Annotated in this window: 19 protein-coding genes; 8 read left to right on the plus strand and 11 right to left on the minus strand. The window is 62.3% G+C overall.

From position 1 onward, the window contains the following. Positions 1-7: 7 nt before the first annotated feature. On the minus strand, positions 8-1459 hold the full coding sequence (locus tag BLT96_RS04225; RefSeq protein WP_090861994.1) for a radical SAM protein: 1452 nt from the start codon (positions 1457-1459) through the stop codon (positions 8-10). Positions 1460-1866: 407 nt separating this feature from the next. On the opposite strand from BLT96_RS04225, the gene BLT96_RS10875 reads away from it, so the two are divergent. The 5 genes from BLT96_RS10875 (at position 1867) to BLT96_RS04245 (ending at position 5970) form a co-directional block, all read left to right on the plus strand. After that, complete coding sequence (locus BLT96_RS10875; RefSeq protein WP_272867360.1) at positions 1867-1992, plus strand: hypothetical protein; 126 nt, start codon at positions 1867-1869, stop codon at positions 1990-1992. A 370-nt stretch (positions 1993-2362) separates the two neighbouring features. Then, positions 2363-3598: a tyrosine-type recombinase/integrase gene (locus tag BLT96_RS04230; protein WP_157692153.1), complete on the plus strand. Its 1236-nt coding sequence runs from the start codon at positions 2363-2365 to the stop codon at positions 3596-3598. Positions 3599-3652: 54 nt separating this feature from the next. Beyond that, entirely contained in the window at positions 3653-4603 is a 951-nt protein-coding gene (locus BLT96_RS04235; RefSeq protein WP_090861998.1) for an Abi family protein, read from the plus strand. A gap of 356 nt (positions 4604-4959) precedes the next feature. Continuing rightward, positions 4960-5175, plus strand: a complete 216-nt coding sequence (locus BLT96_RS04240) for a hypothetical protein (protein ID WP_090862000.1) — start codon at positions 4960-4962, stop codon at positions 5173-5175. A 387-nt stretch (positions 5176-5562) separates the two neighbouring features. Then, positions 5563-5970, plus strand: coding sequence for a PDDEXK family nuclease (locus tag BLT96_RS04245; protein ID WP_090862002.1), 408 nt, complete (start codon positions 5563-5565; stop codon positions 5968-5970). 173 nt (positions 5971-6143) lie between these two features. On the opposite strand, the gene tet(W) is transcribed toward BLT96_RS04245, so the two are convergent. The 10 genes from tet(W) to BLT96_RS04300 all read right to left on the minus strand — a co-directional run bounded on the left by tet(W) (position 6144) and on the right by BLT96_RS04300 (position 22250). Then, the gene (gene tet(W), locus BLT96_RS04250; RefSeq protein ID WP_090862004.1) at positions 6144-8063 is read right to left on the minus strand and encodes a tetracycline resistance ribosomal protection protein Tet(W); all 1920 of its coding nucleotides are present in this window, start codon (positions 8061-8063) and stop codon (positions 6144-6146) included. 849 nt (positions 8064-8912) lie between these two features. Beyond that, a complete protein-coding gene (locus BLT96_RS04260; protein WP_090862006.1) occupies positions 8913-9548 on the minus strand; it encodes a HEPN domain-containing protein in 636 nt (211 codons plus the stop codon). Beyond that, positions 9548-10927 (minus strand): ISL3 family transposase, encoded by a 1380-nt coding sequence (locus BLT96_RS04265; protein WP_090862008.1) that lies wholly within the window; start codon positions 10925-10927, stop codon positions 9548-9550. The genes BLT96_RS04260 and BLT96_RS04265 overlap by 1 nt, the downstream gene beginning before the upstream one ends. Then, positions 10928-14353, minus strand: coding sequence for a DEAD/DEAH box helicase family protein (locus BLT96_RS04270; RefSeq protein WP_090862010.1), 3426 nt, complete (start codon positions 14351-14353; stop codon positions 10928-10930). A gap of 2 nt (positions 14354-14355) precedes the next feature. After that, entirely contained in the window at positions 14356-15615 is a 1260-nt protein-coding gene (locus tag BLT96_RS04275) for a restriction endonuclease subunit S (RefSeq protein WP_090862012.1), read from the minus strand. After that, the gene (locus tag BLT96_RS04280; RefSeq protein WP_090862013.1) at positions 15612-17687 is read right to left on the minus strand and encodes a class I SAM-dependent DNA methyltransferase; all 2076 of its coding nucleotides are present in this window, start codon (positions 17685-17687) and stop codon (positions 15612-15614) included. Before BLT96_RS04280 ends, BLT96_RS04275 begins: the two co-directional genes overlap by 4 nt. 123 nt (positions 17688-17810) lie before the next feature. Then, the gene (locus BLT96_RS04285; RefSeq protein ID WP_090862014.1) at positions 17811-18188 is read right to left on the minus strand and encodes an ATP-dependent nuclease; all 378 of its coding nucleotides are present in this window, start codon (positions 18186-18188) and stop codon (positions 17811-17813) included. Beyond that, positions 18185-18811: a DUF4391 domain-containing protein gene (locus BLT96_RS04290; protein ID WP_090862016.1), complete on the minus strand. Its 627-nt coding sequence runs from the start codon at positions 18809-18811 to the stop codon at positions 18185-18187. The genes BLT96_RS04285 and BLT96_RS04290 overlap by 4 nt, the downstream gene beginning before the upstream one ends. Further along, complete coding sequence (locus BLT96_RS04295; RefSeq protein WP_090862018.1) at positions 18805-22044, minus strand: helicase-related protein; 3240 nt, start codon at positions 22042-22044, stop codon at positions 18805-18807. Before BLT96_RS04295 ends, BLT96_RS04290 begins: the two co-directional genes overlap by 7 nt. Beyond that, positions 22041-22250, minus strand: coding sequence for a hypothetical protein (locus BLT96_RS04300; RefSeq protein ID WP_072355652.1), 210 nt, complete (start codon positions 22248-22250; stop codon positions 22041-22043). Before BLT96_RS04300 ends, BLT96_RS04295 begins: the two co-directional genes overlap by 4 nt. 332 nt (positions 22251-22582) lie before the next feature. Between BLT96_RS04300 and BLT96_RS04305 the strand changes: the two genes are divergently transcribed. From BLT96_RS04305 to BLT96_RS04315, 3 genes are read left to right on the plus strand one after another with little or no spacing between them, the layout of a single operon-like run. Then, positions 22583-23008 carry a ribbon-helix-helix protein, CopG family gene (locus tag BLT96_RS04305; protein WP_090862020.1) on the plus strand — a complete coding sequence of 142 codons (426 nt, stop codon included), beginning with the start codon at positions 22583-22585 and terminating at the stop codon, positions 23006-23008. A 5-nt stretch (positions 23009-23013) separates the two neighbouring features. Beyond that, positions 23014-24252 carry a relaxase/mobilization nuclease domain-containing protein gene (locus BLT96_RS04310; protein ID WP_157692154.1) on the plus strand — a complete coding sequence of 413 codons (1239 nt, stop codon included), beginning with the start codon at positions 23014-23016 and terminating at the stop codon, positions 24250-24252. Next, positions 24249-24794 carry a hypothetical protein gene (locus tag BLT96_RS04315; protein WP_090862025.1) on the plus strand — a complete coding sequence of 182 codons (546 nt, stop codon included), beginning with the start codon at positions 24249-24251 and terminating at the stop codon, positions 24792-24794. Before BLT96_RS04310 ends, BLT96_RS04315 begins: the two co-directional genes overlap by 4 nt. The last annotated feature ends 185 nt before the right edge of the window (positions 24795-24979 follow it).

A 24979-nucleotide genomic window follows, 5' to 3' on the forward strand; every position in this document is an offset into this window, starting at 1 on the left:
GTCTACGTCAGGAATTGAGCGCGCCGCCATCCTCCGCAAGGAACTCGACGACCTTGCGATGGGTCATCGCTGCGGCCTCGCAGTGGAAGTCGTTGATGACGAACGGGTCGCCATCGGGGTTCTCGTTCGAGTTGCACATCATGCAGACGGTGCAGTAGCCCCTGTCATCGCAGTCGACGCACTTGGGGAAGTCCCCCCTCTTGACCTCCCGGAGCCGGTGCAACTTCTCGGATCCGACCCAGATGTCCCTCAGCGACTGATGGGCCAGGTTCCCGAGGACGTTGGTCTGCCAGCCTACACAGGGATAGACGTCCCCGTTGGCTGCCACGCAGAGGCTGTACCGGCAGATCGAGCAGACAGGGTCGCTTGCGGCTACAGACTCCTTCTCCTCCGCCGAGTCGATCAGCACAGACGCGTAGCCTTGGGAGAACTCCTTCTCCAGAACGCCTTCGAGGTCGTTCAGGAGAATCCGGTTCTCAAGGTTGACCCCCGAGTGGTCGTACGAGGCGAAGATCACCGGCTCGATGGCGACCGCGATGTCGTGCTCCCTTCCCCATGAGACGACGTCGATGAAGCTGTCCTTGTTCTGCCTCATGATGGGGCACGATATCTGCGCCGGTATGCCAGCGTCAATTACCCTCAGGAGCCCGTCCTTGGTCTTCTCAAAGCTGCCTGTTTGCCTGGTGATACCATCGTGGACGGCGGCGTCCATGGAGTAGAGAGATGTTTGCACCGAGAGGAGTGGGTTCTCTCTCATCTCGCTGAGGATGCCGTCCGAAAGGAGCGTGAGGTTCGACAGGACGTTGACGGACAGGTCGAGCTCCCTGCATCTGGAGAGGAAACCAATGAGCTCCTTGTGAAGCAAGGGCTCACCACCAGAGAGAGTGACGTGAACGACGTTGAGCTCTCTCGCTTCGTCAAGGATCCGATAGAGAAGCTCGGGATCGATCACGTCGGTTTTGTACTGGTGGGGGATGTAGCAGTGCACGCAGCGCTCGTTGCAGGCGCTCGCGATTTCGATGTGGATGCCTCGCAGGAAGTCGTCGGGGCCGATTCTGTCCCGCGCACAGTTCTCTGTCGGGACGATTGCCTCTCCGGCACCGTCTTCTTCGGCAGATGTCCCTGACCAACGTCGGTCAACGCAGTCTTCCATGGTTTCACCGACGCTCAGCAGGCCTCTTTCGACAAGCATCTGGAAGAACTCTATGACATCTTCCTTCAGTACCTCGCGATCCACCCCGATAAACACCCGCATCAGGTCGTCAACGATCTCTTCGATGCTCCGGGGAGTCTTGCTCAGTGAGGCAAGCATGACGGAACCGCTCTCGGATACATACTCTTCTCTGCCGCTGGAGGTCGAATCGCTGAGAAACCGATAACCGAACTCGGAGTTGTCCGCGATGTATCCATGCCCGTCATACTGTCTGAACTGGATGTCATTCCTAATCTTGTAGAACATTGCGTGGTCCTCAAGTTGCAAACACCGACAGAACTAACGAGACGCAGAGGCTGCCCCTGCGTCTCGTAGCCTTCTATGCAGAGCCTGCTTTAGGCCTTCTTGCTGCAAGGCCTCCCGCAAGGACCGTCGCCACACTTGGCGCCCTGGACCTTCTCCGCCTTCAGAATCGTGGGCTTGGTGTACTGCATACGTCCCCCTTAAGATGGAGAATGACATAAACATAACGATTATCTCAATCGCCTATTTTTAAGTCAAGCCGCACCAAGACCGGTGTCACTGAGCTTTATGCCGTTCACCTGCTAATACTTCTGTATTTATAAAAGAAAGGACGGCGGCCCCGAAGAACCGCCGCCCCAACTCGTTCACGAACCGGCTGCTTCTACCGGTGGACGGCGGGACGCGCATGGGTGGCGGGCGCAGTGGCCTTCGACTACGAGACCTCACACGGCATCGTGCGAAACCTGCGCTCCATAGGGACGCTCTACAACCAGTCCGTGACGGCGCTCAACACGATCGCGAAGGTCGCCCGCTAGTCTTGAAACAAAAGTAGGGCAGGACCGATCGTCGAAGTACAAAAACTGTACACACAAGAAAAAAGGTCAGAGGCTTAAGCCTCTGACCTGCGGATTCGTGGTCGGGTGGACTGGATTCGAACCAGCGACCCCTTGACCCCCAGGGCAAAATCCTTGATGAATGTCAATAGACAACAAAGGACATTACTTCCACAAATTGTGCTGTTTAACTGGTCATTTGCGTACTTTCATCAACATCAGGCGACCACAGCCCCCGTCATGTAAAGTCGTCCGCAGGACACACATAGGACACGGTGTCCTATGTGTGTCCTTTGTGTCCTGCGAGGGCCCCTCCTCCGCAGGCGGATGGTTCCAAGTTTTGGGAGGAACGATGGCGAGGAAGCTCAGCAGCGGCTACGTGTACAAGAACCAGAGGCTCGGGAAGTGGCGCCTCGCGATAAGCTGGCAGGACGACGACGGCAGGCAGCACAAGATGACCCGTTCCACACAGGTGCCGTGCTACGAGGACAAGGTCGGCAGGAACGGGAAGGTGAGGAGGGACAACCGCGGCAGGGGCGCAGCCGAGCAGCTCCTGCGGGAGTGGCGCGACGAGGAGGTCCGAAAGGACGAGGAGCTCTCCGGCACCGTCTCCTGCGAGACGCCTGTCTACCGCTACGTCCTCGACTACATAGACCTGAAGGAGTCCACCGGCAACATCCTCGCCTCCACGGCCGACGGCTACCGCTGGTACGCGAAGCACCTCCTGGGCACCGAGCTCGGCAAGACCCCCGTGGGGCAGGTCACCGCGCGGCAGATCCAGGAGTTCGAGCGCGACATGGTACAGGACGGCTACGGCGGAAACACGGTCTCGCACACCCACGTGCTCCTCAAGACCGCCTTCATTAGGGCGCGCAAGCTGGGCGACATACCCTCCAACCCCTTCGACCTCGTCGACGCGCCCAAGAGGCCTACGAAGCCGATAAACTCGCTCGACGCACAGAGCGTCCGGCAGCTCAACCAGACCTTGGGGAGCGTCGCCGACCCGTTCTCGACCGCCGTGCTCCTCGCGCTCATGACGGGGATGAGGCAGGGGGAGATATGCGCCCTCAGGTGGCAGGACGTCGACCGCGTGTCACGCAAGATCCGCGTCTCGCACGCCCTCACGAGGGCGAACGGCACGTTCGCGCTCTCCACCCCGAAGACCAGGAGCTCCGCCAGGACCATCCCCTACGGCGACGAGCTCGCCCGCGTGCTGGAGGCGAGGGCACGCGCGATGCACGGCGAGCGCGAGGCCATGGGGCTCGACTGGGACGAGGGCCTCTTCGTCGTGGGAAACGCCGTCACCGGCGCCTGGAAGAGCCCGATGGCGCTCGGGCAGGAGTGGAGGGCGTTCGTGAGGGTGGCGAAGCTCGTGGGCTCTCAGGGCGAGCCGCCGAGGTTCCACGACCTTAGGCACACCTTCGCGACCATGGCGATTGGGTCGGGGGTGGACGTGAAGACCGTGAGCGCCATCCTCGGCCACTCCAACGCCGCGATGACCCTCAACGTCTACGCGGACGCGCTCGCCGACAGCAAGAAGGTGAGCATGGACCTCATGGGCAGGATAATGTCCGCGGGGCTCTCGTAGGCCGTAGAATACTACTTCACCAGCCGCAGGACGGTTAGATTGGCGGGTTTTGAGATGGGCCAACGGAACAGTAGCGGGAAGCCTAAGCTCGACCCCGAGGAGCAGGTGGCTTTCCTCAGGGACAAGGGAGTAGCGTTCGAGCGCATGGGCGAGGCAGACGCCATGCGCTACCTCTCGCGGGAGTCGTACCTCTTTTCAGCGTACGCGTACCGGACGCTCTTCCCGAAGCGCGTCGGAGGGGCGCACGACGGCGAGTACGCGAACCTCGACTTCCGCGACCTGGTAGACCTGGAGCGGCTCGACCGGGATCTCAGGGCAGCGCTCCTGCCGCTTGCGCTCGACGCGGAGCACCTCGCGAAGGCGCGGGTTCTCGACGAGGTGGCGAGGCGGCAGGACGAGGACGGTTACTCCATCGTGCGCGACTACATGGCCTCGCTCTCCCCCGCCGAGCGTTCCCGGAGGGAGGCAGAGATTTCGAGGCTCCGGCGCGACGAGTACTCCGGAGACCTCCAGAGGCACTACGCCGCCGAGATGCCCATATGGGTGCTGCTCGAGCTCTCATCCTTCGGCACCGTCGCGGACATCTACCGCTTCTGCGCGAACCGGTGGGGCGACCGCTCTATGCTGCGAGAGCACTACTTCCTCAGGTCGGCGAAGGGGGTGCGCAACGCCTGCGCCCACTCCTCCGCGATAATCAACGGGTTCGGCGCAGCGAGCCACGTCGCACGTCCGGCGCCGGACGCCCTCACCGTCGCCCTGCGCGACGCGGGCTTCTCGAAGAGGTCTAGGGCGTCCAGGATGAGGAACCCGCGCCTCCAGCAGATAGCCTCGCTCCTGCTCCTCCACAGGCGCATGGCCGAGGGGACCGCGCTCGCAGGCGAGGCGTCAGCCGGGCTCCGTACCCTTGCCGGTGGCATTAGGTCCGTGCTCTCCGTCACCCGCCCCGACGCCTCCGCGGAGGCGTCCATGGAATTCCTCGCCGAGCTGGTTGACCGCTGGTTCTGATCGGGTATAGTGTATATGGATGTCAAAACCCGAGAGGGTTTTATGTGGCGGGGACGCGTGAGCGCCTCCGCCTAATTTTTTGCCTTTCGTATCCGGCGAGGCCGACGCCTTCCGGAATCGTGGCGTGTCGGCTTCTGAGCATGCGTGCGACACTCCTGCCAGGGCGACCGATCCGACCGTCATCCAAAGCGAGTCCGGCACAAGGCGCCCGGGCGCCGGACGTCACTATTCGCGGGTCGCCGGCACCGGCACCAAATTCCCGGCATCTGCCCGGAGAATCCCCGCAACGCATTGCCATCAGTCTCGTTGTAGCATGGCTGCCGCATCAAGCGGACGCGCGAACTGGAGGAAATGCCATGAGGTGGATCTACGACGCTTGCGGCAACGCGGACCTCGAAGAGGTCGCATTAGCGGGGATGGGCATCTCGGCGATACTGGAGCACGTCGACCTCTCCTCCGCACCGAGGGACGCTGCGGACGCCGCGACGTGCCTCCTGGGGCGTTTGGCAAGGGAGCTCGCCGAGGCTACCGTGTCGCATGCCCAAGCGGAGGACGACGAGCCTGAGCGGTAAGCCCTGCTCGCCGCCCTTCTCCGAAAGGCCGTCTTGCCAGCCGGTCCAGACGGTCCAGCCGCCCCGCGGGGCGGCTGGACCTTGGGAGATGGTGCCCTTCCGACATCCGCTGCGCCGGGGATAGCCGCCCCATCCCCTATCCTCGCGCCCGTCGAAAGCGCCCGGCCGGAGCAGGAGCACAGTGTACTTCTGCTCCGGCAACTCCACGCCCTCCCCCGCCCAAGACGCTGGCACAGGGAGCAAGCACCTCTTCCCGCTCCCTGACGGCCCGCGCGACGGGCCGGCGCCGCGCCACGCCCGCAGGGGCGCGCCGCCCCGCCACGCGGGCCTTGCCGCTCTTTGGGCGAGGGAGGGCAAAGGACCTTCCCACGTCCTAGGGAGGTCACCATGACCGAGAAGACAGAGAGTGCCGCGACCATGGCCGAGGAGGGGCTCGCCGTCACGTGCGAGGGCATCGTGAGGGACTACCTCGCCCACAGGGGATATGAGGTCCACGTGGCAGACGGCTGGTCCTGCGACGGCGAGGACGCGCCGGTGGTGGCCGAGGACGGGGATGAGACGGTGCTGATAGCCGTCATCTCCGCGTACGAGGAGGGCTCGGCCAGGATGCCCGAGCTCAGCGTAGGCGCGGCCGAGTTCGCGATAATGAGGCGCGCGTGCCTGCTCTACCTCGCGGACCACAGCGACGTGGACGCGATACGCCACGACGTGGTCTCCATCGTCGTGACGGGAGAGCGCCAGGCGAAGCTCCGCCACCTCATAGGCGCCTGGCAGTGGGCGGAGAGCAGGGAGTGACCTAGGACGTCATAGCACAGACACCGCTCACGGCAGGAAGGCGACCGCTCGGGGAATACCCGGGCGGTCGCCCCTTCCTGCCGCCACGGCCGTAGCCAAGCCCTCCCGCGGCCGCCCTCCCCACCGTCAGGAACACCTGGCGACGGCGGGGAGGGACAACTGCTTATGTATCTTTACATTACCTTCTGAAACATATGGCGCACCTTGTCCAGGCGGCTGTTTGGACGGCGGGGCTGGATGACCGGCTGACCGACAGCGGCCTGATATCCTTTCAGCTCTGTAAGGCATACGCTCCGCCCGTTGGTGTAAAAGGCCAGATCAGTACGGTATGCCTGTATACAGCGGGCGGGAATCTCGCCAGTAAAGACAACTTCATCCTTTTTTACCTGGGCCGTTTCGATGGTGGCACAGTATTTCGGTGCATCATGATAAGCCCTGGAAAGGTATTCCTGGGGCGCATAGAGGGTGAAGGAGAGATAAGGTTCCAGCAGCTGCGTCCCCGATTCCTTCAATGCCTGTTCCAATACAATCGGGGCCAATGAGCGGAAGTCCGCCGGCGTGCTGACTGGACTGTAATAAAGCCCGTATTCAAAGCAAATCTTACAGTCCGTTACGTTCCAGCCGAACAAGCCCTGCTCCAGCCCGTAACGGATACCATCCCTGACAGCGTTTTGAAAACTCTGGTTCAAGTATCCCAGCGAAACCCGGCTCTCGTATTGTACGCCGGAGCCAAGCGGGAGTGGTGTAACAGACAGTCCGATAGATGCCCAAAACGGGTTGGGCGGCACCTCGATATGGATGGTGTGGCTGGCTGCTTTGAGCGGCCGCTCCATATAAATGACGGTGGGTTCCTTTACCACTGTTTCAATCTTGTATTTTTCCGACAGCAAAGCGGAAACGACCTCCAACTGCACCCGGCCCAAATAAGAAAGAATGATCTCATGGGTGATGGAATCCACTTCGCAGCGCAAAAGCGGGTCAGTATCCGCAAGTTGCGTAAGAGCGTCCAGCAGCCGTTCTCTTTGCGCTGCCGTTTTCGGCGCAATCGTCGTCCGCAGCATGGGGAGGGGGGCCTCGCGCCACCTTTTACGAGGGAGCCGGGTTTGATCCCCTAATACATCGTTTAACCTCACGCTGTCGCTGGGAAGGATAACAATTTCGCCCGGATAAGCGGTGTCTGTCCGAACAATTTCCCCTTTGGATGGAATACGCATCTCTGTGATTTTCAGCTTTTCTCTCCCGGCCAGGGCCACCGTATCCCGCAGGCGCAGCGTTCCGCTGTATAGCCGCAGATAGACACGCCGCTGGCCGCAATCGGTGTACTCAACCTTGAAAACGCTGCCGCATAGGGTGGCGCTCCCCTGTTCCCCAATCGGTTGGAACAGTCCTGTCACCGCATCCATCAACGGTTGAATGCCAAGGCCCTTTTTGGCGCTGCCATGATAGACCGGAAACAGGGAGGCTTCTTGAACCCGCCGCTGTTCCTCCCGCGCAAGTTTTTCCTGGCTGATTGGTTCTCCTGCGATATACTTTTCCAATAATGCATCGTTATTTTCGATGACCGCATCCCATGCTTCTATGTCGGTATTTTCCTCCAGGACTATTTCCGGGGACAGCGACACCGTCTGCTTGATGATAATATCGGCGGAGAGCTTATCCCGAACAGACTGAACCACGCTCTGCAAATCAACGCCAGCCTGGTCGATCTTGTTGATAAAGATAACGGTGGGAATGTTCATTTTCCGCAGGGCATGGAACAGAATACGGGTCTGGGCCTGCACGCCATCTTTCGCGGAGATCACCAAGATGGCCCCATCTAAAACAGCCAAAGAGCGGTACACCTCCGCCAAAAAATCCATGTGGCCGGGCGTATCCACAATGTTAACTTTACATCTGTGCCACTGGAAGGAAGTGACTGCCGCTTGAATGGTAATCCCACGCTGCCGCTCCAAAAACAAGGTGTCCGTCCTCGTTGTCCCTTTTTCGACGCTCCCTGGTTCTGAAATGGCTCCACTGGCATATAGCAGACTCTCCGTCAAGGTCGTCTTTCCAGCGTCTACATGGGCAAGAATCCCGATATTGATAATGTTCATGTCTATCCTCCATACAAGGCCCGAATGGGCGCAAAAATCCCCAGCGGCTAATACTTTTACCGCTGGGGATCATGACTTCGGACACACAGAAACATACACGACTTACATAAGCCGCGGTCCGTCACGATATTTACTAAAAAGGCAAAAGTATTCTTAAAATTGGGTACAAAAACCAAGCCCCTGCAAGGGGCAATCATTTTTGCGCCCATTATCAAATTTTATTTAAGAATACCTTGCCGCATATTTTTTACTCCTTTTCTGGATTAAATCATTGTATCACATCAGTTTTAAGATATCACATCAGTTTTAGGAAAGCAAGTACCTAAAAGAAATTTTTCTTCCCCTTATATGTAACAATCATACCGGCTTCCTAGCGTTCAGAATGTTTTCTGCTGTCTGCTGTGGTGTTTGGTTGGAATTGTCCAGCCAAAAGCCGATCCGTGGTGTTGTCTGCATTTTACTAAATACAAATTCAATGTATACAGAAAGATATAAGGAGTGGGAGGGATTCCGCCGTAGTTGGCATTGTAGGAAAATCCAAAAGTTTAGATTTTCCCACAATGCTTATCTTTTGGTCTTTGGTTCGGAATAGTGTAGTGCTGGCGGTCTATCTCTTGTTTTCGGTTGCTTGCTTCCTTACCGTACATGAGCATTCGCCCAAGGATTGTCCATTGGCTCGATGCGGGGTTCTCCCTCATGCGACGGTCGGGTCCGATTGATGCGGAAACATATTTGGGGTATGTAAAATAAGTGGTTGGAAATTGGTAAATCTCTGGTTGGCCGCGTTCGAGTCATAGCTAAGGCATCCAACCATCTTTTTAACAATCTGGAATACTAGAGTCCAACCACTTATCTACCGTCTTTACGCATTGAATCGAAGTCGATCAGCTCTAGTTGCTCTACGAACTTCTCGAGATATGAGGCGACTTCCTCGTCGTTCACGAAGAGCGGCCTATCCTGTGTGAGCCTTCCTGAACTGTCTTGCGGATAGCGAAGGCTGATGCCGTTGTCGTCGATGCCGGCTACGGCCCCTACGAATGCGCCCATGTTTTTGATGGCCCTGTTGTCCTCACGGCACCTCTGCCCTGGGAACCTCGAGAGCAGGGAGCTCCACAGCTTCGTGAGGCTGTGCTCTCTCTTGGGCTCGACTCCGCACTTCCTAATCGCCCGCTTGATAGCGAGCTCCATGCAGTGTCTCGTGAGGAACAGGACCGGGATCGCATAGGAATGCTTCAGCATCACGTACATCCCCGGCCTGTCGATGGCCCTTCTTCCGGCGGCCGCCAGTTCCTTCGCGGCGTTGAGGAACGAGCGGATGAACTCCTCCTCGAACAGCTCGCCCTTGAGCTCTTCATTCATCAGGACGGACGAGTCCAGCAGGGAGAAATCCCTCAGGGTGGGGTCGTTAAAGCCGTTCATCTGCGGCTTCATCACTTGACGGCGCACGTATCGTGGAAATACATGCTCGGTGAATAGACTTCCCATTAAAGAACCTCCCCAGTCGTTGCGTCGACCCTCACTCCCGACCTCGGGTCTATGAACTCGTCCACGGCCTCGTCCTCGCGGTCGGGCTCGGTCACGAAGAGCGGGCCGGGTGCATCGATGCGAGGGCCAATCGTGAGCCCGTTGCTCGCGATGATGCGGTCGAGGTTCTGCCTTCGGTAGAGGGTCCTGGCCCGAAGCGTCTCGAACGAGTAGCCGCGCCCCCTCATGTCCGTCTCGTTGATGAGCCGGTTCGCGCACTCGGTGTAGCCGTTCGAGATGCGGCTGGGGCAGTCCCAGTAGTTGAAGATGAACTCGCGGTGGTTCTGGACGGTCCGGGCAAGGGCTCTGAACGGATTGAGGTCCCTGCCTTCGGGAATCTCCCGAACCCAGGCGTCGAACGCCGCCTCAGCCTCCTCGCGCGAGGACGGATGGTCGTCGTAGATGCCGAAGAAGTCCTCCTTGAGGTCGTACGCGGCCATCAGCGTCGAGTAGGAGGGGTCCTCCCGCAGCGCCCTGAGGGCCGATGCCTCGTAGGGGCTGAGGTCGCTCGTCCGCTTCCTGAGGGCGTAGGCGAGGCCCTTCTTCAGCTCAAGGCGGCCCTTCCTGTCGAGGGTCCCCTGGAGGCCCTTGCGGATCGTGTCCAGGGCCTCGTTGGCCCCCTTCACGACATGGAAGTGGTCGATGACCCATGTCGCGTTCGGGGTGTACTTGGCTATGCTCTTCCAGAAAGGCCGGTACATGTCGCTCGAGACCCACCGCACGCGCTCAAGGCCCTCCAACGAGGAGAAGTAGGCGTCGAGGTCTGACTGCGTCCTGCCGGGCACCATGTCGAATACCGTCCTGTGCTCGAGGTCGGTGATCACGGTCACCATGCCGACCCTCTTGAGGTTCTTCTCGTCTATGCCCAGGAACGCCGGCACCTTGAAGCGAAGCCTCGAGGCGTTCTCGCGGACGTAGTCCTCGAAGACGTTCTTCACGGTGACGTGCGAGAGCGGGTACTCCTCGGCGACCTCGCGGAAGGTGAGCCTGAGCGAGCGCTGGGCGATGTCGGCGTATGCCGCCTCCGTCATCCGGTGGCCCTCGTCGACCCCGCCTATCTCCGGGCGCCACACGTAGCCGCACTCCGGGCACCGCATCCGCGGGAACCCTATCTCGAGCCTCGTCGGGATGCCCAGGTGGGGCGTAGACGCCACGCCGACGGTCCTCGCGCCGTGGCTGTGCAGCGTCCCCCCGCACTCGGGGCACGTTGCGGGGACGGGGCCACGGTATCTCAGGTCGAACTGCTGGAGCCTCCTGCCGCAATCGACCTTGGTCGAGCTGCCGATGAGCTCGCAGTCCCGGACGCCGAGCAGCTCCTCGACGTATCCTGCCGCGCCCATCTACTTCCCCCTAGAGAGGTAGGAGGCGAGCTCGGCGATGTCGTAGCGCTTCCCCTGCGAGATGAGGTCGTACACCTGGTCGGCAAGGGGCTCGATCGCCTGCGGGTCGTCGAGCGCCTGCTCGGCGAGGTCGCCCAGCTCGTTGCTCATCATCGACATGAGGGCCCTGATGACGATGTTGCGAAGGCGCCCGTCCGCGAGGACGGCCTCCTTCGTGTTGCTCGTGTTCGTGATCTGGGTGTTGGTCACGGGGTCTGCCGCCACGGCGTCGGAGACCGCGTTGACGGCGCGTGCCTTCACGAGGGGGTCGCCCTCGTCGCCCCACGTACGGTTCAGCCGTTCCACGATTCTTGCCATGGTGTCTCGCTTGGGGGCTGATCCGGAACCTCCGGCACCCACCGGCATGAGCTCGCCGCCCTCGACCCCCTCGGGGACCTTCTGGGCCGATATGCGGAAGTCCCGGAGCACGAGGCCACGCACGTCGACGTCGTCGAGCGAGGTGCCCGCGATCCTGTGGCCGAGCAGCTTTGCGAAGCCGTAGAACACCTCGAGGTCGGGATCGCCGTAGTCGAGCGCCTGGGACAGGAACGTGTAGGCGGAGCAGTACTTGGAGAGCTTCTTCCTGAAGGTCATCAGCTCGGCGACCCGCCCCGCCGCCTCGTCCGCGCTCCTCTTGGCCCTCTCCGCCTCCTCGGCCTCGCCGGCCGCCTCCGCCCGGTTGGCGCACTCCAGCCAGGTCTCATACGAGTCCTTGGCCGAGGCGAACCTCTCCCGAAAGATCTCCGCGGGGCGCGACACGGCGGAGTAGAGCGCCGCCCTGTAGGCATCGCTCTCACCGCCCGCGGCAAGGCCCTTTGACCTATAGAGGGCCTCCTTGAACTCCTCGACGTCGCGCGTCGCATACACGTCGGCGGCGTCGAGTGCCTCCTTCAGCTCGTAGACCACGTCGGGGTCCTGAGCCATGTTCATGCTTGCGCCCTTGTCGTAGGTCTTGAAGGCCGCGAGCACCGTCTCGGGATCGTTCACGAAGTCGACCACGAAGACCTTGTCCTTGCCAGAGCACGTCCTGTTGACGCGCGAGTAGGTCTGGACGATCTCGATTGCGTTGCCGAGGGGCTTGTCAACGTAGAGGGCCACGAGCTTCTTCTGGTCGAAGCCGGTCTGGAACTTGTTCGCGACGATGAGGAGCCTGCGCTCCGGTCGGTCGAACGCCCTCTCGACCGCGCCCTCGCCGGCAGGGTTCATGTTGGCCTCGGTGTACTCGTAGTCGCGCTCAATGAGGGCGAACGGGTTGTCCTTGAGGTACTCGTCCTCGGGCAGGACGCACTTGTCACCCAGCACCTTCTGGGAGAAGGCGACGAGAGGTTCGCCGGGCACCTTGAAGCGCAGCTTCGGCTCGACCTTCGCCGGATCGAGGTCGGGCCGCGACTTCAGGTATGCCTCGATCGCATACTTGTAGCGCACCACCTCGGGACGGCCGGAGGTGACGATCATGGCCTTGGCCTCGCCGTTCAGGAGCGGCGCCACGTTGTCGACGAAGTGGTCGATGATCCACTTGGCCTTCTCCATTACGTTGGTCGGGTGGAGCGAGCGCCATTTAGCGATCTTCCTTTTTGCCCTGCGTTCGTCGACGAGCCTGTCATCGGCATCCTCGGACTCGTCCTCGATCCTCGATAGCGTCCTCAAAGGCACGTAACCCGTAAGCGGGTCGATGATGTAGCCCTCCTCGATCGCCTGCCGCATCGGGTAGAGGTGGAAGCTGCCCATGACCGGGTTGCCATCCTCGTCCATCTCGCCGGTCGGGGTCCCGAAGAGGGTCTTGGTCTCGGCCTTGGGGGTCGCGGTGAACGCCAGGAAGGAGACGTTCGGCGGCATGAGGTTGCTCGCCTGCATCTGGGCGAAGTAGGCGTCCATGACGGTCTCATCGTCCGACTCGTCGTCGAAGTCGAGCATCCTCTCGAACTTCAGCTTGTCAGCCGCGGCGTTGAAGGCGGTCTTTAGGGACGCGGCGGAGCTTCCTTCCTGGGAGCTGTGGGCCTCGTCGACGATGACCGCGAAGCCGGCGCCGTCGAGCTCCGGCAGCGACGCGATGTCCGGCCAGGCGTAGAGGAACGTCTGGATAGTGACGACGACGATCTCCCTCTTCTGCCGAAGGGCCTCGACGAGCTGCGAGCTCTTGGAGCCGTCGGCGACGGCGTTGCCCCGCTCGTCGCGACCGACCATGACGACCTGTCCCGTCACCTTGGAGAGCTGGGAGATGGTCTTCTTTATGTTCTGGTCGAGCGACAGCCTGTCGGTGACCACCACGACGCTCGAGAACATCTTCTCGCCGTCCGCGCGGCGGAGCCTCGCGAGGTCGTGCGCGGCCCAGGAGATGGTCTCAGTCTTGCCGGAGCCGGCCGAGTGCTCGATGAGGTAGCGGCGACCCGGCCCGTGCTCCCGTGCATCGGCCAAGACCTTTCTCTCGGCGTCGAACTGGTGGTAGCGGGGGAATATCTGCGTCGCCTGCCTGCGCCACCGACCGCTCGCGTCCTGCCTGTCCTCGACCTCCTCGAATACGAACCTGTCGAAGATGGACAGCCAGTTGTCGCGCTGTAGAATGGTGTCCCAGAGGTAGTGGGTCCTGTACTCGCCCTCCGGCGCGTCCGGATTGCCCGCGCCGCCGTCACGTCCCAGGTTGAACGGGAGGAATCGGGGCCTCGCCGACTTGCTCGGGAAGGGGCCAAGGTTCGTGCACATCCAGACCTCGTCCTCGGAGACGGCGAAGTGGACGACCGCCCCGCGCTTGTACATGAGCAGCGGGTTCTTCCTGCCGCCGTCGGGCTCCACCGCCTTTCGCTCCTCGGCGTACTCGTCGATCGCGTCCCGGACCGTCTGCGTGAGCTCGGTCTTGACCTCGCCCGTGGCGACGGGGATGCCGTTGACGAAGAGCGCGAAGTCGAGCGACTTGCTCCCGGCGGTCTGGTAGTGGACCTGGTGCATGAAGCGCAGGATGTTCGCGTCGTAACGCTCCCTCGCGCCGGGGACGCGCTCGTCGTCGGGGTAGCCCGCCATGCACTCGATGGTCTGGTACCCCGCCATCTGGAAGCCCTTGCGCAGAGTGAGGACAGTGCCGTTCCTCTCGAGGCTCTTCACCAGGGCGCGTCTCAGCTGGTCGGCCCAGCGGGCGCCCTTCTCGCGGCGCATTTTGTCGAGTTTCTCGGGTGCGGTAGCCTCGAGCCAGGCCACGAAGTCGTCAAAGACCAGCGCATTGTCTGCGTCGAAGCCCGTGTCGTCGGGCGAGAGTTCCCAGCCCGAGTTGCCGAGCCCCGCGACCTTGCGCGAGATGTAGCGCTCGAAGGCGTCCTCCTGGTGAATCTTGCGTAAGCCGTTGTAATCGACGGTAATCTGGCCTTTGCTCGCGCGATGCATGTCGGACAGCGCCATGGCTAAGCCTCCGTGCAGTCGATCTTGCCGGTGACGGCGTGGTGGATGATGGATTTGCGGTACTCTCCGAGCTTCTCGATGAGCTGTTCCTGTCGGGAGATCGCCTCGTCGATGGCGGCACAGCGTTCATCGAGGAACGCAACAATTGATTCCCTATCAGCTATTGGCGGCACTATAGCTGAGAGTTTCAGGAAAACCTCTGGATATAGTCGAAGCCTGGAATCCATAATCCCAGTCGAAAACGATTTGAAATAAGTACAGTAAAGGTTCGTTCTAAACAGATAATGAAAATAGCGGGGACAAATGGAGCCCTTGGGGCTAAAGACGCCATAAGAGGGGCTAATTACGCCATCGTGTTCCGAAACGGCCTGTGCGCCTTTCCAGGCAAGCATAATATTCATTATCAGGTCGCCGCACTTGCATTGCTGATATCCACGCAGCGATTCTGCTCGCACCAGCGTATCGCTTTCCTTGATACGTTTCTTTCGATAGTCAACGCCGTAGTATTCGGAGACAGAAAGAAGTTCATCTTCTGTCGCGTCGTCAATCAGAACCCTCCTTTGTTGAAATAGAGAGCCGATACGTAAAATTTCCCAGGTAGTCGGCACCTTGCCGAGCCACTCGACCCCGCTGTCCTTCATTTCAGTATTCGGGTCGAGGCCCTTCGTCACAGCACGCGCGATGAGGGACTTCTTGTACTCTTTGAGCTTCTCGATGACCTCACGGCGCTTGTCGATGTCTGCATCGATGGCGGCGCAACGCTCGTCGAGGTAGGAGACGATACGGCGTTGCTCAGAAAGAGGTGGCACGGGAAACACGGTGTTTTCTACGCCTTCTTTTGTCACATGGACCATCGTTGAGCCATGGCTCTGCATTCGCTGCCATTCAGCGTTGGCGCCGAGCGCATAAAAGGCATACCGCTGGAGATAATCTCTAAACTGATCGACCTTCCAGATGTGGTAGTGATATATAACCTTTTCTTCATTCCAAAATACGGGCCCAAAGGTTGTCGCCCACAGATAGAGGAGATCTCCCTTTTTGCAGTACTGCTTTTCCGGGAGCTCCAAATCGCTGTAATACCACTTGTCGTTGGTGTTGAAATTGCCCACTCTCAAAACCCGATAAGTTCCTTTGGCAAGAAGCTCCTGTTGCTTATAGGCACGACCGTTTGTGAGCGACATGAGATACTTAACCTTGCTTTGTTTCCAATTCTGGGGCACCTCGCCAATCCACTCAACCCCGCTGTCCTTCATCTCCCTCATGCCAGGAACCCCCTCATGAGCTCGCCGAGGCCGTCCTCGAGCGCGAGGATCTCCTTCGCGATGACCTCGGGGTCGCGGGGCTTCTCATACTTGTAGAAGTACCTGTTGAACGAGATTGACGTGCCGACCACGCCCACCCCACCGTCGCCGAGCGGGTTGGAGGTGAGACCGGTCTTCTTGTCGAACCTCGGCTCGTCGATCACGGACGCGTCCACGACGGCGTCGGGTGCGTAGGGCAGCACCTCGCTCGCCATGTAGTCGTCGATGTCCATGCCGAGCGGCACGTTCTCGGAGTCCCTCAGCTCGGGGTCGAACACGGGGTTGCCCTTCGCGTCGACCGCCGGCTCCGCGGAGGGGTCTTGCCGACCGAACACCTTGACGAGCGCCTCGACGAGCTTCGTCTTCTGCGGCTTAGGGTTCTCGAGCCTCTTGAAGAGCCCATCGACGTCCTTGAGGAGCTGAGCATAGGTGAGCGCGTCGCCCTCGTTCGCCGCCGCCCACAACCGGATGGTCGCCCGGTTTTCCCCAGTCATCTTCTCCATGGGTTTGCTGAACGAGAAGAGCTCGTCGAGCTTCTCGGGCGTAGGCTCGACGAACACGCGCAGCGGGCGCTGGGTCGTTACCTTGCGGTACATGAAGTCCTCGACGGGAACGATGACCGACTTGCCGTGGTCGTGGCCGTCGACGTAAGTGCGGACGATCCACGCTGCCTGCTCCTCGCCGATTTCGTATCGCTTGTTGCCCTGGCTCTTGCGCAGCGCCGTCCTCTCCTCGGAGGCGTCGATGAGCTGGACGTAGCCCTTACGGTTCTCGGGCTTATGGTTGTTGAGCACCCAGACATAGGTGGCGATGCCCGTGCGGAAGAAGATCTCGGTTGGGAGCTTAACGATGCAGTCGACCAGGTCCTCATGGAAGAGCCAGCGGCGGATGTTCGAGGGCCCGCTTCCCGCGTCCCCGTTGAACAGAGGAGAGCCGGAGAGCACGATGGCCGCCTTGCCGCCGCCCTCCTCGACAGGCGCCATCTTCGCGGCGACGTTCTGAAGGAACAGCATACTCCCGTCGTCGATGCTGGGAAGGCCCGCGCCGAACTTGCCGCCGAAGCCCCTCTGCGCCTCCTCGACCACGCCGTCCTGTTCCTTCCTCCACTCCTTCCCGTAAGGTGGGTTGGTGAGCTGGTAGTTGAAGGTGCGCCCATCGAACCTGTCGTCGTCGAGGGTGTCGCCGAGCATGATGCCCGCCGAGAGGTCGCTCATCTGGTCGAGCACGTCACCGGAGCCACCGGCGATGTTGCGCAGCATAAGGGCCGCCTTGCCCATGGCCCACGTCGCGTCTTCGAGCTCCTGGCCGTAGGGGACGATCTTGGTGGGGCTGCTGAAGTGTCCCTTGTCGTGCCATTCGTCGAGCTGGTCGAGCGCGTCGCAGATGAAGCCACAGGTCCCGCAGCTGCCGTCGTAGAGCGTGCGGATGTCGCCGTTGTCGGCGTTGAGCAGCGTGTCCTCGTTTGCGAAGAGCAGCGCGGTGGCGAGGCGAGCGACGTCCTTGGGCGTCATGAAGTCCTCGGCGTCCTGCGAGATCTCCTCGCCGTAGCGCTGGATGAGGTGCTCGTAGATGTCGGTCATCATGCGGTCCGAGACCGACTCAGGTCCAAGGTCGAAGCTCGCGAAGCGCGTGCAGACCTCGTAGAGCATGCCCTTCTCGTCCAGCTTCTCGCAGGTCTGGCGCATCTCGAAGCGCTGCAAGACCTCGCGGGCGTTCGCGGAGAAGCCGTTGATGTAGGCCATGAGGGCGTCACAGGTCTTAGTGGCACCGAGGTTGGAGAGCGTGAAGCTCGTCACGTTGTAGAAGCAGTGGCCCGAGATGGCGCAGTACTTCGGGTCGTCGTCGTCCCAAACTCCCTTGGCGGCTTGCCTGCTGACCGCACCTCTCGTCGCATCGAGCGCGCACTCGAAGCGCCTCAGCACCGCAAAGGGCAGAATGAGCTTGTTGTAGTCGGCGGGGCGGATCACGTCGCGCACGTAGTTTGCGATGCCCCATATCTCGTTCACGTAGTCGAACGCGGACTTCACGGCCATGGTCGGTCCTCTCTGAGAGAAATAGAATTCCAACCATGTATTTTACAACCGAAAGCCATGATTTGAGCTGTTAGCCAACCAATAGTTTAACAACTCTGGCGAACGGTTTCGCCAACCACTGACTTAACGAATCCAACCAGTAATTTTACATACCCCATATTTGTCGCGAGCATCGCCGTTGGCGTAGCTGCCATTCAGATTCAGGCCATGTCTCTCTTTACCTCGGTAGTCAACCCAGGTGGAGTCAAATGAGAGGATGTTTCTATCATCGAACCGCATCGCAATCTTCAAAGGCTGGTCATCTTTGCCGTTGTAAAAATCTGACTTATCCAGTCGGTTCGGTACAGGATATGTGGGTCCGAGCAGGTACTCCATGGCTGCCATGATGTTGCTCTTCCCAACGTTGTTGGCACCGATGAATACGTTGATGCGAGGGTTAAGATCAACGTGAAGTTCTTTGATGCTCTTGTAGTTGATGATGTCGAGATGCTCGATCTTCATTTGGCACCGCCTTCCATAAGACGTCGTATCTCTTCGCGCAACTTGTTTTCCTCGTCGAAGAGCCGGTTCCTGCGCGCGAACTGCTTCTCTTTCCTGTGCCTTGCCTCTACCTTGGCAAGCCGCTCCTTGAGACGCTCGATCTTCTCGTCCGTGGCATGGCGTTCCTCCACGGTCTCGCCTGCACGTCCCTCATCGCCGTAGGCCACCTGCGATGCCATGAGGTCCCAGGTCTGGTCCATGCCGGTGGGGTCGAGCCTGAGCGCGAGCTCGCCGGCGTCCTGCCACTGTCCCACGACGAGGCTCCCGAGCAGCACCGCAAGGCACGCCCTTCCGTCCCGGGTGCATGCGAACAGCAGCCTGTGCGGGTTCGAGCGGGCGATTGCCGCTAGCGCGGCCTTCGGCACCGTTGCTCCCTTGAGCGCCACCTCGAGGACGAGCACCTCCTGGACGACATCCCCCGCGGGGATGCCGGTCGTCGAGGGCTTAATCGAGTTCCTCAGGGTGATGGACTCGATGTCGTCCACGAACGATCGCCTGGTCGCGGGGTCGAGCTGAAGGTGCTCGTAGAACGCCCTCTTCGGCAGGACCCTGTCGACCTCCGTCGTGCTCGGCAGTCCTAGCATCTGGGCCTCACCACCAGGAAGCACACGAGCTCGAAGTCGTCGAGGCCCGCCACGTCGTTCTCCAGGAAGCCGGTCGTGCCGCCGCCGAAGAAGCTGTCCACGTCCGACTCCTCCTTGGCGCCCATGATGGAGCTCACGGCGGCATTGAGGAGTCCCATTGCCCAGCGCATGTCGCGGCCGTTCTTGGTCTCTCTGTTGAGGGGCTTGTAGAGCCGCGGGTCCGGTTCGCCTCTCCCCTTGCAGAGTAGCCTCATCTCGTCGAGGACTGCCTTGGGCTCCAGGTGTGAGTGGACCACCTCCCCGTCCGAGGCGACCTGTACCACATAGAAGGGGTGGATGCGGTTCCTGCCGTCGGGGTTCATCGCCTCGTTCACGTTGCGAAGGACGAAGACGATGCCGGGCGTGTCGCCCTCGCAGACCGCCTCGATCCCGGAGGGGAGCCGGTCTATCTCGGGGTTTTCCTTGTAGTAGGCAAGCAGGTCCATGCGGAACTCGTTGAGCCCCAGGTCCGTGATCGAGACCCCGCCGGAGACGTCCTCGAGGTCGACGACCTCGTGGCGCATCTGCTCTAGCTGCTGCCTGCGGTACTCGAGGTCGCCCCTCTCGCCCGGGTTCACGTAGTCGTCGTCCCCCGTTGACGCGAGCACGGTCGCCCTCATCCGCGCCTCGACCCGCTCCTTAAGGTTGATGTACTCGTCCAGCTCGACGTTGGGCCAGTAGTTGACGAGTTGGATGCAGGCATTCCTGGAGCCGATGCGGTCGATCCGCCCGAAGCGCTGCACGATGCGCACGGGGTTCCAGTGGATGTCGTAGTTCACGAGGTAGTCGCAGTCCTGCAGGTTCTGGCCCTCGGAGATGCAGTCCGTGGCTATGAGGACGTCTATGTCGTGGCCCTCGAGCGCAGGCGAGAGCACGGCGCGCTCCTTGGAGGCGGGGCTGAAGCACTCGAGCACCTCGGCCATCCTCGCGGGGATGCCGGGGCAGTTGGTCATACAGCCCTTACCCGTGACGACGGCGGTATTCAGGCCGAGCTCATTCTTCGCGAACTCGGAGACGTGCTCGTAGAGGTAGCGCGCCGTGTCGGAGAACGCGGTGAAGACGAGCACGTTCCTGTTGCCGGGGTTTATGGGGTGCTCGGCCTTCTCTCGGATGTCCTCGCAGAGCCGCAGGAGCTTCGCGTCGTGGGCGGGGTCGATGTCATCGATCATGGAGAGCAGCAGGCGCACCGTGTCCGCGTCGCGCGCTACCTCCCCCTCCCAGCTCATCCAGTCCATGTCCTCGAGAAGGATCCCTGTGCCGCCACCGGCCTCCACCGCCTCCGCGTCGTCGGGGTCGAGGTCGAGGTCGATAGTAGCTCCGGCGTCCGAGACCGAGGCGTTCCCCTCTCTGTGCTGCTTGTAGTGCTCGATGGTCTGAAGCGTCTGCTCCATGTAGGAGAGCACGCGCTCGAGCGTGAGCCGAAAGGAGCTCACGGAGCTCTCGAGCCGCTTGAGGAGGTTCGTCGTCATGAGGCGCCTGATGCCCGCCTCGCGACCGGCGGCGGAGAGGTTGCCGCTCTCGGGGTCCTCGTACTTCCCCACCTTGCTCGGCTGCAGGAAGGCGCTTGGCATGTAGACCGAGAGCGTGAGGGAGTCCAGCTCCGCGTAGATCTCGCGGTAGTTGATGGCGCCAGGCAGCGTCGAGAGGCTGGGGTCGCGCGAGATGGGCGGGAGGCGCCTCGGGAACGGCCCGAGCGCCGCCGTGTCGTAGTACTGCTGTATGTGCCGCCTGCTGCGTGCGATCGTAACCTGGTCCAGCACCTCGAAGAAGTCGAAGTCGAGCATGTCCTGGAGCCTGGCGGTGGTCCTCTGGCCGACGGGCAGCTTGGACCACGCGGTGTAGGCGCCCTGCGCGTTCCTGAAGACCGTCTCCACGTCGCACGAGAGCCCGAGGCGTGCCGACCACGCCTCCGGGTCTCCCTGGTAGGCGAGCGCGAGCTGGTTCCTGAGGTCGCGGAAGCGGTTGTTGACCGGGGTGGCGGAGAGCATGAGCACCTTGGTCCTCACGCCCTGCTTGATGACCTTCTCCATAAGGGTCTGGTATCGGTTGAGCCTGTCGTTGGTGGCCGAGTCGCCGCCGTTCCTGAAGTTGTGGCTCTCGTCTATCACGACGAGGTCGTAGTTGCCCCAGTTGACGCGGGAGAGGTCGACCCCCATGGTCTCGGACATCCCGCGCTCGCGCGAGAGGTCCGTGTGGTAGAGCACGTCGTAGCGGAGCCTGTCCGAGGCGATGGGGTTGTTCACGACGTTGCGGTTGTATGTTGTCCAGTTGTCCCGGAGCTTCTTGGGGCACAGGACGAGCACGTTCCTGTTGCGGGACTCGTAGTACTTTATGACCGCGAGCGCCGTGAACGTCTTGCCCAGGCCGACGGAGTCCGCGAGGATGCAGCCGTCGAAGGTCTCGAGCTTGTTGATGATCGCGATGGCGGCATCCCTCTGGAAGTCGTACAGCTTGCCCCAAATGGCGCTCTCGCGGAAGCCGGTGCCCTCCTTGGGGAGCACGTCCTCGGACACGTCGTCGAGGAACTCGCTGAAGATGCGGTAGAGGGCCATGTAGTAGACGAGTTCGGGAGGGTTCTCCTTGTACATGGCCGTGATGGAGTCGACCACCGCGTCCGTCACGTCGTCGAGCCGGCCGGAGTCCCAGGCCTCGTCGAAGATGTCGAGGAGGGCCCTCGACGTGGACGCGTCCGGCCGCATGACAAGCGCCTGCCTGCCCGAGGAGTTGTCCACGCCCAGCTCCGCCGTGGTCAGCCCGGCGAACGGCGTGTAGGCGGCGGTCCCCTCCGGGCCGTCCACCACGAGGAAGGTGTTGTCCATCCCGTTGTCCACGCCGAAGGAGCGGAACTTGGCCTTCCGGCGGATCCAGCGGGCGCACTCGGAGGCGACCGACTTCTGCGTCAGCTCGTTGCGGAGGCGAATCTCCAGCTGGGTCCCGCAGAGCCCCTTCTCCCGGGCGAGCCGGGGGATGTAGAACTCCCGCTCCTGCTTGGGGGGCCGGCTCCTGGTGAACGCCTGCGACGTGAAGATGAAGCGGAACTCGTCGAGGCCGTCGAGCTGCTCCTTGAGCTCCTGGTAGGCGTACATCGAGAAGACCTCGGCCGCGACCGACACGCGGTCGCCGGACCTGATGGTCGAGACCAGGTCGTCCTTCACGATGTTCGCCTTGTTGTCGAAGAAGGGGGGATGCGTCATTCTTTGCTTCCCTCCGAGAGCCTCTCTATGAGGCATACCTTCACGTACGTTGTCAGGCTCATGCCCTTCAGCTCCGCCGCTTCCTTCGCCGCGTCGCGCAGGTTCCGCGGGATTCGCATAGTGACCGGGACGTTCTCCGAACCCACGAGGAACGCCTGAATCTCGGTGGGGGTGGCGCCGGAGTCGACGAGCTCTGAGTACTTCATGGGGACTCTCCTCGAATGCCGCGTGCAGTACAAGTGCAGTCCATTCTAGCAGAGGGCTTGCAGGTTTCTAGCAGATGCCGGTCAACGGGCTGCCGCCTCGAATCTCAGGGATTGAGATTGCAACGAGCACCTCTAAGGACAGCAAGTAGCCCATCCTGTACACCCACGGTGGCCAGGATGGACGCCGCGGACGCATTGGACAAGGTGGCCGCGGGATCCGTCCCGATGGCGCAGACTTTCGTCTGTGCCCCGGGGAGACGCCTCCGCGGCCGCACCGTCCGAACGTCCCTTCTCTCTGCGGGGGATGCCCCGCGCCCCTGGGGGTGACCGACTTGAGCCGTGACGCCATGCCGAGGCGCCTGAACGTCCGGGTCTCCGACGGGGAGCTCGAGGCCCTGGACCGGGCCTCCGCCGAGATGGGCTGCTCCAGGAGCCAGGTGGTGAGGCTCCTGATACACTGCCTCGCGGACGGCGGGACGCGCATAGGGGCGGGCACCGTCGCCTTCGACTACGAGACCTCACACGGCATCGTGCGCAACCTGCGCTCCATAGGCACGCTCTACAACCAGTCCGTGGCGGCGCTCAACACGATCGCGAAGGTCGCACGCGAGTCCCCGGACGAGGTGACGGCCGAGGACGCGCTCGAGGTCCTCAGGGTCGTGGACACCGAGATGACCTACGTGGCGGACTCGCTCGGATGCCTCCGCGAGGACGTGGCGAGGCTCTCCGACAGGCCGGCCGTCTTCCTCTGGAGCTGACCGGCGTGCCGGCAATCAAGGCCATATCGGGACACACGGGGCTCGCCGCCGCGAGGAGGTACCTCGAGCGGGACGGGAGGGCGCTCGCCAGGGACCTCCTGCACTTCTCGCGGATGGACGAGTCCCCGCGCCAGGTGGGGCCCGTCGAGGCTCGCTTCGATTGGGACGCGGCCATGGACGAGACGAGGCGCGCCAACGGCAACGACGCCCCGTACCGCGGGAGGCCCGCCCGGACCTACAAGCACTACGTGCTCTCCCCCGACCCGCGCGACGGCGTCTCGCTCGCGGAGCTGAGGGGGCTCGCCGTGCGCTGGGCCGAGGAGAGCTTCCCGGACTTCCAGGTGGCCATCGTCTACCACGACGACAACGATGGCCACGTCCCCCACGCGCACGTGATCGTGAACAACACGAACCTCGCCACCGGGAACAGGCTCCGCGACCCCGACCCAGGCCTCCTGAACGGGCGGCTGCAGGCGATCGCGCGGGAAATGGGGCTCTCGCACTTCGAGGGCAGGATCGACGCGCGGCACCCGGACACGCGCAAGCGAGGCACGAGGGAGAACTACCAGCGGGTCCACGTCGGGCGCGCGGAGGCGGAGCTCTCGTCCAGGGGCGCGTACTCCTGGGTCGCCGACATCAGGTCGAGGGTGGACGTCGCCGTCGCCTCCTCCAGGACGGAGCGAGAGCTGCTCGGCAGCCTCTCGCGGCTGGGCGTTGAGACGAGCGTCCGCGGCGACGGGAGGGACTGGACCTTCTGCCTCGCGGACCAGCCCGCCAGGAGGGTGAGCGGCACGAGGCTCGGCACCGACTACCGGCGAGAGGACGTGCTCACTAGGCTCGCCGCCCGCCGTGGGGAGGCGCTGCTGCCGGACGGCTCCGTCATGGGCGTCGAGGAGGCCGCGCGCCGCGCGATCGAGCTCAGGGACTTCTCCGAGCTCAGGGGGCTCTCCTCCGCCGTCGCCGTGATCGGGGAGACGCGCGCACGGTCCGTCGAGGAGCTCGCGGCCGTGGCCGCGCGATGCGGAGACCCCGGCGAGAGGGAGCGCATCGACGCGGCGATCGCGCTGGCAAGGAGGCACGGCATGCTGCCGGAGCGGCGGGAGGCCGCAGCGCGCAACGGTCACGTGCGGCGGGACGACGCGCGAGGCGTCACCCGCCGCGACGCGAGGCGCGGCGACGGGTCCATCGGAAGGCGGCAGCCGGACCGCGGAGACGACGGCCGGACGGACGGGAGGGGGAGATGAGGGTCACGTTGTCGTACGTTGACGGGCGGGTCGAGGAGTTCGACTCAGACCGGCTCACGCGCCCCGACCCGTTCCCGGGGAGGAGCGTCCTCTCGGACCTCGTCCTCAGCCTTGGGGACGACGGAATGTGGATCGAGCTCGACTACTACGACTCGCAGGGCGTGGCCGAGGGCGATGCGCTCAGGAGGCGCCGGGGCTGGAGGGCGCAGCTCGCGACGGCAGGTGAGCTGGCGGCGGCGTCCAGGGTGGACGTCGACGGCACCACGAGGTGGATGAGGGTGGGCGACGGCCTCGTGGACGTCTCGCGGCTCGAGGACGTCCGCGCCTCGCTTGACGACGGGCCGTCCGACCTGCCGGCCCTTGCCGCCTGGGCGTACCGCACGGGCCTCTCCATCCCCGAGGTGGCGGGCGACGACCCGCGCGACGCGGCCGGCAGGGTCTGCGCCTGGGCCGGCGTGCCGACCGAGAGCCTCGAATTCATGTCGCGCGTGCGTGCTACCGTCACGCCAACGTCGGACCTGGAATCCGGAGGTGCGTCATGAGGCGGTTCCTCTCGACCGTAGGCAGGATCACGCTTGCCGTCCTGAGGGGGCTCCTGCGCGTACTCCTCTGGGCGCTGAGGCTGGCGTTTCGCGCCGTGCTCTGAGGGCGCGTCCGCCAAAGCCCCAACCCCATCGCGGCCGCATTGGTCAGGGGCGCTTCCCAGAGGGCCCCAGAGGGGCTCGCG

The organism is Parafannyhessea umbonata, from assembly GCF_900105025.1.
GTDB classification, from domain to species: Bacteria; Actinomycetota; Coriobacteriia; order Coriobacteriales; family Atopobiaceae; genus Parafannyhessea; species Parafannyhessea umbonata.